Origin of the sequence: Amaricoccus macauensis (genome assembly GCF_049800915.1) — a bacterium.
Taxonomy (GTDB): Bacteria; Pseudomonadota; Alphaproteobacteria; order Rhodobacterales; family Rhodobacteraceae; genus Amaricoccus; species Amaricoccus macauensis_A.
In genome coordinates this window covers 177,132-188,988 of sequence record NZ_JBNAFY010000004.1, presented here as the reverse complement: position 1 = coordinate 188,988, position 11,857 = coordinate 177,132, and the positions used below count along the sequence as shown (strand labels likewise).

At 60.9% G+C, this 11,857-nt stretch carries 12 protein-coding genes; 7 read left to right on the top strand and 5 right to left on the bottom strand.

Annotation, left to right across the window (positions count from 1 at the left end):
- Positions 1 to 103 precede the first annotated feature (103 nt).
- Positions 104 to 763: a DnaJ domain-containing protein gene (locus tag ACP15W_RS11500; protein WP_424933035.1), complete on the bottom strand. Its 660-nt coding sequence runs from the start codon at positions 761 to 763 to the stop codon at positions 104 to 106.
- A 93-nt stretch (positions 764 to 856) separates the two neighbouring features.
- On the opposite strand from ACP15W_RS11500, the gene ACP15W_RS11495 reads away from it, so the two are divergent.
- Entirely contained in the window at positions 857 to 1,132 is a 276-nt protein-coding gene (locus ACP15W_RS11495; RefSeq protein WP_424933034.1) for a BolA family protein, read from the top strand.
- 21 nt (positions 1,133 to 1,153) lie between these two features.
- On the opposite strand, the gene ACP15W_RS11490 is transcribed toward ACP15W_RS11495, so the two are convergent.
- From ACP15W_RS11490 to ACP15W_RS11480, 3 genes are all read right to left on the bottom strand, one after another.
- Positions 1,154 to 1,609, bottom strand: coding sequence for a DUF4177 domain-containing protein (locus ACP15W_RS11490; protein ID WP_424933033.1), 456 nt, complete (start codon positions 1,607 to 1,609; stop codon positions 1,154 to 1,156).
- A 22-nt stretch (positions 1,610 to 1,631) separates the two neighbouring features.
- Positions 1,632 to 3,116: an Asp-tRNA(Asn)/Glu-tRNA(Gln) amidotransferase subunit GatB gene (gatB, locus tag ACP15W_RS11485; RefSeq protein WP_424933032.1), complete on the bottom strand. Its 1,485-nt coding sequence runs from the start codon at positions 3,114 to 3,116 to the stop codon at positions 1,632 to 1,634.
- 173 nt (positions 3,117 to 3,289) lie between these two features.
- The gene (locus ACP15W_RS11480) at positions 3,290 to 3,832 is read right to left on the bottom strand and encodes an NADPH-dependent FMN reductase (RefSeq protein WP_424933031.1); all 543 of its coding nucleotides are present in this window, start codon (positions 3,830 to 3,832) and stop codon (positions 3,290 to 3,292) included.
- 125 nt (positions 3,833 to 3,957) lie between these two features.
- Between ACP15W_RS11480 and ACP15W_RS11475 the strand changes: the two genes are divergently transcribed.
- The 6 genes from ACP15W_RS11475 to ACP15W_RS11450 all read left to right on the top strand — a co-directional run bounded on the left by ACP15W_RS11475 (position 3,958) and on the right by ACP15W_RS11450 (position 10,409).
- Positions 3,958 to 4,824 carry a LysR family transcriptional regulator gene (locus ACP15W_RS11475; protein ID WP_424933030.1) on the top strand — a complete coding sequence of 289 codons (867 nt, stop codon included), beginning with the start codon at positions 3,958 to 3,960 and terminating at the stop codon, positions 4,822 to 4,824.
- 115 nt (positions 4,825 to 4,939) lie between these two features.
- Entirely contained in the window at positions 4,940 to 5,518 is a 579-nt protein-coding gene (locus ACP15W_RS11470) for an SRPBCC family protein (RefSeq protein WP_424933029.1), read from the top strand.
- Between the two features lie 94 nt (positions 5,519 to 5,612).
- Positions 5,613 to 6,743 carry a glycine cleavage system aminomethyltransferase GcvT gene (gene gcvT / locus ACP15W_RS11465; RefSeq protein WP_424933028.1) on the top strand — a complete coding sequence of 377 codons (1,131 nt, stop codon included), beginning with the start codon at positions 5,613 to 5,615 and terminating at the stop codon, positions 6,741 to 6,743.
- Positions 6,744 to 6,786: 43 nt separating this feature from the next.
- The gene (gene gcvH / locus ACP15W_RS11460) at positions 6,787 to 7,146 is read left to right on the top strand and encodes a glycine cleavage system protein GcvH (protein WP_424933400.1); all 360 of its coding nucleotides are present in this window, start codon (positions 6,787 to 6,789) and stop codon (positions 7,144 to 7,146) included.
- 41 nt (positions 7,147 to 7,187) lie between these two features.
- Positions 7,188 to 10,031 (top strand): aminomethyl-transferring glycine dehydrogenase, encoded by a 2,844-nt coding sequence (gcvP, locus tag ACP15W_RS11455; RefSeq protein WP_424933027.1) that lies wholly within the window; start codon positions 7,188 to 7,190, stop codon positions 10,029 to 10,031.
- A 120-nt stretch (positions 10,032 to 10,151) separates the two neighbouring features.
- Positions 10,152 to 10,409, top strand: a complete 258-nt coding sequence (locus tag ACP15W_RS11450) for a hypothetical protein (RefSeq protein ID WP_424933026.1) — start codon at positions 10,152 to 10,154, stop codon at positions 10,407 to 10,409.
- 132 nt (positions 10,410 to 10,541) lie between these two features.
- Here the strand turns inward: ACP15W_RS11450 and ACP15W_RS11445 are convergent, their stop codons facing one another.
- Positions 10,542 to 11,852, bottom strand: a complete 1,311-nt coding sequence (locus tag ACP15W_RS11445; RefSeq protein ID WP_424933025.1) for an HlyD family type I secretion periplasmic adaptor subunit — start codon at positions 11,850 to 11,852, stop codon at positions 10,542 to 10,544.
- Positions 11,853 to 11,857: the final 5 nt, after the last annotated feature.

The following is an 11,857-nucleotide window of genomic DNA, read 5'->3' as shown; positions in this document are numbered from 1 at the left end:
CCCCACTCGCCACCCGGATATCGGGCGGCCCATGTCTGGGTTTATGTGTCGCAATTGACCCGGGGATGCAAGCGGCCCCCCGGACAGTTTGTTCGCCGGACCCTCAGTCCTTGAAACTCCGGCTTGCCTTGATCTGTTCCCAAGCCCAGACAACTTCGGACAGGCGCGCTTCGTCGTCGCGTCGTCCACCGTTCATGTCGGGGTGCAGATCCTTGACCAGAGCCTTGTACTGGCGCCGGATCTCGGCCTTGGTCTGCATGTCCTGCGCTTCGAGAATTTCGAGTGCCTTGCGCTCGGTGGGCGGCAGTCGGCGTTGCGTGCTGCGCGCCCGATCTCCGGGCGGGGTCTGCGTTCCTTTTTCCCCCAGGATGTCCATGGGGTCGTCGATGCCCAGCCTCTGCCAAGCGCGCCCTTCCGGATGGGGGTGCGTGCCCGAGCCATCGCCTGCGCTGGCAAAGGGTCGTGTCTGGCGTCCCCAGACCCTGTCGGCATCGAACTGCCGCTCAAGCTCATCGTCGCTGGAGGATTCGAAGAAGTTCCACTTAAGGTTGTACTCGCGCACGTGCTTGAGGCAGAACCACAGAAACTCATCCAGGTGGTCGGGCGATCTGGGCGCGCGGTATTTTCCGGGCTCGTTGCAATCAGGATGGGCGCAGGTCCGGCTGGAGCTTTCAACTGCGCCCGATCTGGCACGGCCGCGCGCACGCCTCTTCTTGTCGGCGCTGACGGAAATGTCGAATTCGAATGGTGAGCGACGGCTCATCGCGGGCCGTATCCTTTCAAGCTTGCGACTCGGGCGCTAGAGTTTAGACTTTTGGGCGAGCGGGCCAAGCCCGTTCTTAACCGAGAGAGGCCCATGGTCGAGACAGCGACTCCTGTGCGGGATTCGATGCACAGTAAACTTACACAGTCCTTTGCTCCTGATTATCTGGAGATCATCGATGAAAGCGAGGACCACCGCGGCCATGGTGGCTGGCGCGAGGGCGGCGAGACTCATTTTCGCGTTGTCATGCGCTCGGCTGCGTTGAACGATCTCTCGCGGGTCGGGCGAAGCCGAGCGGTTCACAAGGTGCTCGCTGAAGAACTGGCAGGTCGTGTGCACGCACTGACACTGGAACTTGAGGGCACCTGATACCGGTGCCCCGCCGTTTCCCTAGTCTGCTGATTCCAGTTGCGGTGTCGGCCGGAGCGGAGAGGAGAACTCGTCCGGGCGACCCCGATTGTCTTGCGAGAACCGCGGTTCTTGCCGGGCAGGGCGCGCCTGACTCTCGTAGTTCCCGTTGCCGCGCTCAATAGCAGGCTCTGCACGGGCCGCCATGAGCGGGCGCTCTCCACCAGCGTGAGTGTGGGCCTCGATCAAAGGGTCACGACTTGCGCGCGCGCGCCGAAAGATCAGCATCGTCACGTCTTCCTCGGCAGCCCGGCGGAAGAAACCGCGCGGCGTCTCGGCCGGAAGCGTTTCGGCCCGGACGTATTCCCAGCCTTCACGCGACTGCTCATTGATCGCGTCGGTCAGCGTCATCGCGAAGAGCTCGGCGGGTTCGCGGACGCCCTTCGCCTTCTTGCTCCGGCGCGGTGCAGGCACCGCCTTGTAGTCGAAATGATCCATCAGTTCCCCCTCGGATACGGGTTCACCCGAGCCCAAGTTTCGAGCGTACCACCTCGTTGACGGCCTTCGGGTTGGCCTTGCCGCCGGTTGCCTTCATCACCTGGCCGACAAACCAGCCCGCCATCGACGGCTTGGCCTGCGCCTGGGTAACCTTTTCCGGGTTTGCTGCAATCACTTCATCCACGGCCGCCTCGATGGCGCCCATGTCGGTGACCTGCTTCATCCCCCGGTCTTCAACGATTTTCGCCGGATCGCCCCCCTCGGTCCAGAGAATCTCGAAGACATCCTTGGCGATCTTTCCTGAGATTTCGTTTCTGGCGACAAGATCGAGCAACCCGCCCAGCTGGACGGGCGTAATTGGGCTCTCGGAAATCGAGTGGCCTTCCCTGTTGAGGCGACCGAAAAGCTCGTTGATGACCCAGTTCGCGGCCTGCTTCCCGTCCCGGCCCTCGGCGACGGCTTCGAAGTAGTTGGCGTTCGCTACCTCTGCCGTCAAGACACCGGCATCGTATTCCGTCATGCCGAAGTCCAGAACGAACCGGGCCTTCTTCTGGTCGGGCAGTTCTGGCAGGCCACTTGCAATTTCGTCCACCCATGCCTGCTCGAATTCGAGCGGCAGAAGGTCCGGGTCGGGGAAATAACGGTAATCGTGCGCCTCTTCCTTCGAACGCATCGACCGGGTTTCGCCCTTGTTCGGGTCGTAGAGCCGGGTTTCCTGCTCCACCTTGCCGCCATCTTCGAGGATCGCGATCTGGCGCCGAGCCTCGTAATCGATGGCCTGCTGGATGAAGCGCATGGAATTCATGTTCTTGATTTCGCAGCGTGTGCCGAGCTCGGTGGAGCCAGCGGGCCGCACGGACACGTTCACGTCGGCTCGAAGCGAGCCCTCCTGCATGTTCCCGTCGCAGGTGCCGAGGTAGCGCAGGATCTGACGCAGCTTACGCACGTATTCCGCCGCTTCTTCCGGCCCACGAATGTCGGGCTTCGAAACGATCTCCATCAGCGCCACGCCGGTCCGGTTGAGGTCAACGTAGGAGAGGTCCGGGTCAAGATCGTGGATCGACTTACCAGCATCCTGTTCGAGGTGGATGCGTTCGACGCGCACCTTGCGGGCAACTCCCGGCGCCATGTCGACGAGTATTTCACCTTCTCCGACGATCGGATGATAAAGTTGGCTGATCTGGTAGCCCTGCGGCAGGTCGGGGTAGAAATAGTTTTTCCGGTCGAAGCGCGAGAAGAGGTTGATCTCGGCCTTCAGGCCCAATCCGGTGCGAACCGCCTGCTCTACGCAGAACGCGTTGATCACGGGCAGCATGCCCGGCATGGCAGCATCGACCAAGCTCACATTGCTGTTGGGTTCGGCACCAAATTCCGTTGATGCACCCGAGAAGAGCTTGGACTTCGACGAAACCTGGGCGTGAACTTCCAGTCCGATCACCAGTTCCCAGTCGCCCTTCGCGCCCGCGATTACCTTGGGTTCGGGCTCTTTGTAGGCAAGCTCGGCCATGCTTCTGTCCGTTTCCGTGAAAATGCGTGCCACGTTCTAGCCGCCACGGCGCGGGGCGACAAGTGCGGGTGGAAGCAGAAAGCCGAGGATCACGTGCCCTGGACAGGAAATGCGCGCAACCGGCCAGCGCATCTTCTGCACTCGCCGGCTCATTCGATGGAGTGACTGCTAACTTAAGCGGCCAGCTTGACGAGCGTCTCGTCGAGTGCCGCGCTGTCCTCGGCGCGCAGCAGGGTGCTGTTCGCGGCATCCCAGGCCTCGCTCCAGGTGCCGATGCCAAGCGTGCCGCGAATTTCCCCGCCAAAGAAGGGTGTCAGCATTTCCTGGCTTGCGAGCACGTTCGCACCGGCTCGAGGGCCTGGCGATGCTGCGAGCATCACCATCGGCTTGTCTTGCCAAACCTTGCCGTCAATCCGGCTCATCCAGTCGAAGGCGTTCTTCCACGCCGCGGTGACAAGCCCGTTGTGCTCGGCGAACGAAACGATGATCCCATCGGCAGCACCGATTTTTGCGAAGAGATCCCGTGCCGCAGCGGGGATGCCCGTCTCCTGCTCGCGATCGATGGAGTAGATCGGCATCTCATAGTCGTTGAGGTCGATGATCTCGATGTCTGCATCAGGCTGAAAGCTGCTCTTGAGACGGTTGGCAGCATATTCCACCAGCGCCCGGTTGATCGAGTTGCGGCTGTTCGTGGCGGCAAAGGCGAGAAGTTTCATGGCGGTCATCCTAGAGGTGTTTCCCTTTGGCTGGAATTTAGATCTGCCTCCCTGCGCGCACAATCGATTGGAATGCGCACTTTGTGCGCGTTGATGCGACATATCGAGAATGCTAATTTCGAGAGATGGAGCATTGGGCAGAGCTGCGAACGGCACTGATGGTAGCGCGACTGGGCACAGTGAAAGCTGCCGCAGAAACCCTCGGCGTGCATCGCGCCACGGTCAATCGTCATGTGGAGACGCTGGAAGGCGCCTTCGGTGCGCCGCTTTTTCAGCGCCATGCACGTGGATACACGCTCACCGAGGCTGGCCGCGATCTACTTGAGGTTGCCGGGCGTGCCGAGGAGATGTTTGTCGACCTGGCTGGACGGCGACGCGGAAAGGCGGGGCAGTTTTCGGGCGCGCTCGTGATCACCGCGCTTTCGGCGAGTGCTCCGCTGATCACGCCTGCTTTGGCAGCTTTTCATCGTTCCTATCCCGAGGTGGAACTGGAGTTCATTGCGACGGAACAACTTGCGCGGCTTGAGCATGGCGAGGCACATGTTGCGATCCGCGCGGGCAAAAAGCCGCAGGATCCGGACTATGTCGTTCAACCTTTTCGCAGGGTTCAGTTCGGGCTCTTTGCAAGTCAAGGCTATATCGACCGGTATGGGCACCTGGTGGACGGCGATATTGACGAGCACTGGTTCGTGGGATCCGTCGGGCAGCCTTGGGGACTCCCCTTTGCCGGTTGGATGGAGGAAAACGTTCCAGCCTCGCGCCTCGCCCTGCGTACAACGGATCCGAGCGTGATCACCAGTGCCGTTCGGAACGGCATGGGTATTGGCTTCATCTCGGACTATGAGCCGGACGGGTCGCAGGGGCTCTTGGAGGTCCTGCCGCCTCGCGAGGATTGGTCGGCAGCTCTCTGGCTCGTGACCCATGTGGACCTCCATCGCACTGTCAAGGTTCAGGAATTTCTGCGCCATCTCAAGGGACGAGCGGGGGGCTGACACGTTTCATGTGCGTGGGCGCCACCTTGCGAAAAGGCGAGAACCCAGGTCGGCCTTGTCTGGCCAGAGGAGATTGCCTAGGCTTGCGCGATCCAGTGCAATTGAGGGTGGGTTCATGGTCACGTTCTTGCGAATTCTCGTGGGGGTGGCGCTTCTCGTTGCCGTGTTGATCGGGTTTTCCTACGTCTTGCCGCGCCATATCACGGTAGAACGTGACGTCGTGATCGACGCCCCCGCGGAGGTGGTTTTTGAACAGGTCAACTCGCTTCAGACCTTTGCAGAATGGTCGCCATGGTCAGACTACGACCCGGACATGGAGGTGGTCTTTAGCGGACCAACGGAAGGCGTCGGAAATCGCATGGAATGGTCGAGCATGGACCCACAGGTCGGTCGTGGGAGCCAGGAGATCGTCGAAAGCACCGAAAACCGGAGCGTTCGAACCGCACTCGATTTTGGCGAAATGGGATCGGGTGAAGCATGGTTCGTGCTGGAGCCATCCGGAACAAGCACGAATGTGACATGGGGACTCGAAGCGGACATGGGGAATACGCCGACGGGGCGTTACATGGGCCTGGTCATGGATCAACTGGTCGGTGGTGACTACGAGCGCGGTCTTGCGGCGCTCAAGCTGCGTGCGGAGGCTGCCAACGCTCAGCCCGGGACGCAGGAGAGCTCTTCGAAAGCCGAAAATTGAGATCCCGTATTGGGGGTGCAGAGACTTGCAGCCCCCCGGACCAGTCTCTAGGATCGATGTCATACACGCGGGTCAGGCACAGCTGGGTGGGGGAATGGTCGAAGAAATTCTGAAGACGCCTCTCAGTGCGTGGCATCGGTCGCGCGGCGCAAAGATGGTGCCTTTTGCCGGCTACGACATGCCGCTCAACTATCCACTCGGCATACTGAAAGAACATCTGCATACGCGGAAGGCCGCAGGGTTTTTCGATGTGAGCCATATGGGGCAGGTGATCATACGTCCGAAATCCGGGCGCATCGAGGATGCGGCCCGTGCATTCGAGGCGCTCGTGCCGGTAAGCGTTCTTGGCCTGGAAGAAGGGCGTCAGCGGTATGCCTTCTTCACCGATGACCGGGGGGGCATCCTCGACGACCTGATGGTGGCAAACCGGGGCGACCACCTTCTTGTGGTGGTGAATGCGGCCTGCAAGGCTGCGGATACAGCTCTGATGCAGGAGGCGCTTTCGGCCACTTGCGAAGTGGAACCACTTGACCGGGCTCTTATCGCTCTGCAAGGCCCGAAGGCGGAAGCCGCGCTCGCAGCCCTTCATCCGGATGTCGCGCTCATGAGTTTCATGGATGTCCGCGCCGTGGATTTTCATGGCGTTCCGGCGGTCGTATCGCGGTCGGGCTATACGGGAGAGGACGGTTACGAAATATCCCTGCCGGCGTCTTCCGCGCAGGACTTCGTTGCGCGACTTGCCGCGTTTCCTGATGTGGAACCCGTCGGGCTGGGGGCGCGCGACTCACTTCGTCTTGAAGCAGGGCTTTGCCTCTACGGCCATGACATTGATGAGACGACCACACCGATAGAAGCCGGACTGATCTGGGCAATTCAGAAGGTGCGTCGCGGGGACGGCGAGCGGGAAGGCGGATTTCCTGGCGATGCCGTGATCCTCGACCAGATTTCACGCGGGTCGCTGCGCAAGCGCGTGGGGCTGTTGCCGGAAGGGCGGGCGCCCATGCGCGAAGGCACCGAGCTTTATGCCTCCGAAGATGGTGAAGCCATCGGCAAGATCACATCGGGCGGTTTCGGACCGAGTCTGAACCGTCCCGTCGCCATGGGCTACGTCCCTACGGAACGTTCGGAGCCCGGCACGCAACTCCTGGCGAAGCTGCGCGGTAAGATGCTTCCGGTTACGGTCGCGAAAATGCCGTTCATCCCGCCGGGCTACAAGCGCGGCTAGGCGAAATCGACAGCAAGAACCCAAGTGGAGATGGCAAGGAATGCTGAAATTCACCGAGGAACACGAGTGGCTGAAGCGCGACGGCGATGAAGTTGTCGTGGGGATCACCGAGCACGCAACGGAGCAACTCGGTGACCTTGTCTTCGTGGAACTGCCGGAAGAAGGCGCGAAGGTTGCCAAGGGCGACGAGATCGTGACGATCGAGTCGGTCAAGGCCGCGAGCGACATCCTCGCGCCACTCGACGGGACCATCACCGAAGTGAACGAGGCCATCGTCGAGAACCCGGCGCTCGTGAACGAAGATCCCATGGAAGCCGGCTGGTTCTTCAAGATGACACTCGAGACCCCCTCCGATCTCGAGGAACTGATGGATGAGGAAGCCTATACGGCTTTCATTGCCTGACCCGAACAACGTGAGTGCGGTCAGGACCGCAGGGAGTATCGATGCCGTTCGAGGAAACCGATTACCACCCCTATGATTTTGCCAATCGGCGCCATATCGGGCCGTCTCCCGCAGAGATGGCTCAGATGCTGGACGTTGTGGGAGTGGGTAGCCTTGATGAGTTGATCGAAGAGACTGTCCCGCCTTCGATCCGTCAGGCCGAACCGCTCGATTGGGGGCCCGCCCTTTCGGAGCAGGCGGCGCTGCACAAGATGCGTGTGGTCGCAGGACGCAACAATGTCTTCACCAGTCTGATCGGGCAGGGCTACTACGACACCGTCACGCCTCCGGTTATTCAGCGCAACATTCTCGAGAATCCTGCCTGGTACACGGCCTATACGCCTTATCAGCCCGAGATCAGCCAAGGCCGGCTTGAAGCGCTTCTGAATTTCCAGACCGTGGTCTGCGACCTGACGGCACTTGACGTGGCCAACGCCTCGCTGCTCGACGAGGGAACGGCAGCGGCTGAGGCGATGGCGCTGGCGCAGCGGGCGTCGAAATCGAAGGCGACGACCTTCTTCGTTGACCATAACTGCCACCCTCAGACCATAGAGGTTATCCGCACCCGCGCCGAACCCCTTGGCTGGCAGGTCGTCGTCGGAGATCCGTTTAAGGATCTCGAGCCCGAGAGCGTCTTTGGTGCAATCTTCCAGTATCCGGGCACCTACGGCGACATCCATGATTTCTCGGAGCCGATTGCCCGACTGCACGAGGCCAAGGCGCTGGCTTGTGTCGCTGCCGATCTCCTCGCGCTCACCCTTCTGGTGCCCCCGGGCGAAATGGGCGCTGATATAGCCATTGGCTCGGCGCAGCGCTTTGGCGTTCCGCTCGGTTACGGCGGTCCGCATGCCGCCTACATGGCTGTCAGGGATCCGTTCAAGCGTTCGATGCCTGGCCGGATTGTCGGAGTATCCGTCGATGCACGCGGCAACCGTGCCTATCGCCTCAGCCTGCAGACGAGGGAGCAGCATATTCGCCGGGAGAAGGCCACGTCGAATGTCTGCACTGCGCAGGCACTTCTCGCGGTCATGGCCTCCATGTATGCGGTCTTTCATGGTCCCGTCGGTCTGAAGGCCATAGCCCAGCGCATTCATCGCAAGACCGTTCGACTGGTCAAAGGCCTTGAAGGGCTCGGTTTCGACGTGGAGACCGGGAGTTTCTTCGATACGGTCCTTGTCAATGTTGGTGCGGTGCAGGGAGTGATCCTCAACGCCGCGCGGGCCGAGGGGATCAATCTGCGCAAGGTGGGTGGCACCCATATCGGCATCAGCCTCGATGAGACCACCCGGCGCGAACACACGCAGGCTGTCTGGCGGGCCTTCGGCGGCGATCTGCTCGACCGGGATCTCGACCGCGATCACCGTTTACCGGAAAATCTTATCCGGACGAGCTCCTATCTCTCGCATCCCATTTTTCACATGAATCGGGCGGAAGCGGAGATGACGCGCTACATGCGGCGCCTCGCGGATCGGGACCTTGCGCTTGATCGGGCGATGATACCGCTCGGTTCGTGCACGATGAAGCTGAATGCGACCGCCGAAATGATGCCCATTTCGTGGCCGGAGTTCTCGCGGATTCACCCCTTTGCGCCGGAGGACCAGGTCGAGGGCTACAGAGACCTGATCGGTGACCTGGCGAAAAAACTCTGCGCCATCACGGGATACGACGAGATCTCGATGCAGCCGAATTCGGGCGCACAGGGCGAGTATGCCGGTCTGATGACCATTCGGGCCTATCACCTAAGCCGGGGAGAGGCGCATCGCAATGTCTGCCTGATTCCGGTTTCTGCACATGGAACCAATCCGGCAAGCGCGCAGATGGCCGGCATGAAGGTGGTCGTGGTCAAGTCGGCCGCAAACGGCGATGTGGATCTGGAGGATTTTGCGGCGAAGGCTGAAGCGCACTCCGATACGCTCTCCGCGTGCATGATCACCTATCCTTCTACCCACGGCGTTTTCGAAGAAACGGTGCGGAAGGTCTGCGAAATCACCCATTCGCACGGTGGTCAGGTCTATCTCGACGGCGCAAACCTCAATGCTCTCGTGGGCCTCTCGCGCCCCGGAGATTTCGGCTCCGATGTAAGCCATCTCAACCTTCACAAGACCTTCTGCATTCCTCATGGCGGTGGGGGGCCCGGCATGGGCCCGATTGGAGTAAAGGCGCACTTGGCACCCTTCCTTCCGGGCCGCGAGGGAGGTGCCGGCATGGTTTCTTCGGCGAGCTACGGATCGGCCTCGATCCTGCCGATCTCATGGGCCTATTGCCTGATGATGGGCGGGGCGGGACTGACGCAAGCTACAAAGGTCGCGATCCTGAATGCGAACTATATCGCCTCCCGGTTGGCAGAGGCCTTTCCCATCCTCTACAAGTCCGCGACCGGTCGAGTGGCACACGAGTGTATCGTCGACACCCGTGTTCTCAAAGAGCGCGCTGGGGTGACGGTCGACGACGTGGCAAAGCGGCTGATCGACTGCGGGTTCCATGCCCCGACCATGAGCTGGCCGGTGGCCGGTACTTTGATGGTCGAGCCTACCGAAAGCGAGCCAAAGGCGGAACTTGATCGCTTCTGTTCCGCCATGCTTGCAATCGCCAAAGAAGCTGAAGACATCGCAGCGGGCCGCATGGATCCGGAGAATAATCCGCTCAAACGCGCCCCGCATACGGTCGAGGATCTAGTTGGCGAATGGGACCGGCCCTACGACCGGGAAGCCGCATGCTATCCGCCGGGAGCGTTCCGTGTCGACAAATACTGGTCTCCGGTCAATCGGGTGGATAATGTCTATGGCGACCGGAACCTCATCTGTTCCTGCCCACCGCTTGATAGCTACGACGAGGCGGCAGAGTAATCGGGGGTGTCAATCCGGCGCTGGTCGGCTCGGGTTTGACGCTGGAAACCCTAAACAGGTGGTTAACCTTTATTCTTCATAGCTTGGGCGTAGTCGTGCCCATAGCTGGAGAACTTCGATATGCCCTCGTCAGCGACGCTGAAGATCGTAGCCGCAGGCTTTCTGATGAGCGTGCTGGTCTGGTCGCTCATTCCGGATGCCGCAGATGAGATGAACGCATCCGATTGGGCGGAACTGCCGGAGGACTTCTCTTCCGAAGATGCTCTCGCCATTCTGGATGCGCAGTCGGATAAAGCCGAAATCGAATGGCGGCGTGCGACGGGCAAGAACTCACCGGAGATCGAAGCCCTCGACAAGCCCATCGAACCCGCCAACTGAGCAATCGGCGTCCATCCGCCTGACGTGTCACAAACCTGCGGCCAGTCAGGGTCTTCCACGTCCGGAGCAAAACGCCGCCCGGCGGAAACTCGGGCGGCGTTGGCAGAGCGAATACGGCAGATGCCGTGTCTCTCAGCCCTCGCGGAAGGCGCGGTTGAAGTAGTCGGTCATCGGTTTCAGCAGGTAGTTGAGCGGGCTACGCTCGCCGGTCTGAATATAGGCCTCGACGGGCATGCCGGGCACGACCTGCTTGTCACCCAGCAACTCGAACACATCCGATTCCAGCTCGATATCGGCTTCGTAGTAGCGGAGGCCGCGCTGCTCGTCCTCGATCACGTCAGCGGAGACCTCCGAGATGATACCGGGTACCTCCGGCGTCGAACGGGAGTCGAAGGCCGAAAAGCGCAGAATTGCATCCTGACCAATATGGATCTGGTCGATGTGGATCGGTTCGATGCGCGTCCGTGCAATGAGCGTGGTGTCCTTTGGCACGATATACATCACCGGCTCAGCCGCACGGATCACTCCGCGAAGCGTATCGGCGGTGCTCCCGTAGACGATGCCCGAGACAGGCGCGCGAAGGTCAAGCTGATTAATTTGCTCGATCAGCGAACGGCGGCGTTCTCGCAGCTCGATCTCGCGGTACTCGAGATCGCGCAACTCTGAAATTGCCTCTTCACGAACCTGCGCCTGGAGGCGAACAAGTTCGATTTCGATCTCGGCGATCTTGCCCTTGTTCTCCGCGATTGACGCGCCGACCCGGCCCGCAGTGCCCCTGAGGGATGCAAGCTCTCGCTGGGGCGTGAGAACGCGGGTGATCTGTGTCAGTCCCTGGGAAAGCAGTTCCTCCTGGTTCTCGATTTCGCGCGTGATCAGATCGATCTGCTCATTCGTTGCCGCATCCAGGGAAGCCAGGCCGTCATTCTGGTTGTCGATCTGGATCTGGCGTTCGCGCAGCTGCTTGGTTTCCTCCTCGAGAAGGTGTCTCCGCGCTTCAAACTGCTGGATCTGCGCATTCATGAGCCGGACGGCACTCGGTGAAACCTCGGCACGCGCCACCAGTTCGGGATCGAAGTCGATGCTGTCCATTCCATCCCGCTCCGCGGAAAGGCGGCTCTTCCTCGCCAGGATCTCGTACCATTGACCCTCGACGATCCAGAGTTCGGTTCTGAGCTTCTGGCCGTCGAGCGAAACCAGAATTTCGCCTGCTTCCACCTCGTCCCCGTCGCGGGCGTTGATCGCCGCGATCACCCCGCCGGTCTCGTGTTGAACCACTTGGCGGTTGCCTTGCACGGCAACGATACCCGAACTGACCACCGCTCCGGCGATCCGCGTCGTGACGCCCCAGACGCCCAGTCCGAGGAGCAGGAGGCCGAGCGCCGCGTAGCCCAGAATGATGAACCGGGAGAGCCCCCAGCCAGTCTTTTCGCTATCACCTGACATCTAAG

Excerpts from the sequence above, each read along its gene's own strand:
- ACP15W_RS11500 (WP_424933035.1), bottom strand. The coding sequence starts at position 763 with ATGAGCCGTCGCTCACCATTCGAATTCGACATTTCCGTCAGCGCCGAC.
- ACP15W_RS11495 (WP_424933034.1), top strand. The coding sequence starts at position 857 with ATGGTCGAGACAGCGACTCCTGTGCGGGATTCGATGCACAGTAAACTT.
- ACP15W_RS11490 (WP_424933033.1), bottom strand. The coding sequence starts at position 1,609 with ATGGATCATTTCGACTACAAGGCGGTGCCTGCACCGCGCCGGAGCAAG.
- gatB (WP_424933032.1), bottom strand. The coding sequence starts at position 3,116 with ATGGCCGAGCTTGCCTACAAAGAGCCCGAACCCAAGGTAATCGCGGGC.
- ACP15W_RS11480 (WP_424933031.1), bottom strand. The coding sequence starts at position 3,832 with ATGAAACTTCTCGCCTTTGCCGCCACGAACAGCCGCAACTCGATCAAC.
- ACP15W_RS11475 (WP_424933030.1), top strand. The coding sequence starts at position 3,958 with ATGGAGCATTGGGCAGAGCTGCGAACGGCACTGATGGTAGCGCGACTG.
- ACP15W_RS11470 (WP_424933029.1), top strand. The coding sequence starts at position 4,940 with ATGGTCACGTTCTTGCGAATTCTCGTGGGGGTGGCGCTTCTCGTTGCC.
- gcvT (WP_424933028.1), top strand. The coding sequence starts at position 5,613 with ATGGTCGAAGAAATTCTGAAGACGCCTCTCAGTGCGTGGCATCGGTCG.
- gcvP (WP_424933027.1), top strand. The coding sequence starts at position 7,188 with ATGCCGTTCGAGGAAACCGATTACCACCCCTATGATTTTGCCAATCGG.
- ACP15W_RS11450 (WP_424933026.1), top strand. The coding sequence starts at position 10,152 with ATGCCCTCGTCAGCGACGCTGAAGATCGTAGCCGCAGGCTTTCTGATG.
- ACP15W_RS11445 (WP_424933025.1), bottom strand. The coding sequence starts at position 11,852 with ATGTCAGGTGATAGCGAAAAGACTGGCTGGGGGCTCTCCCGGTTCATC.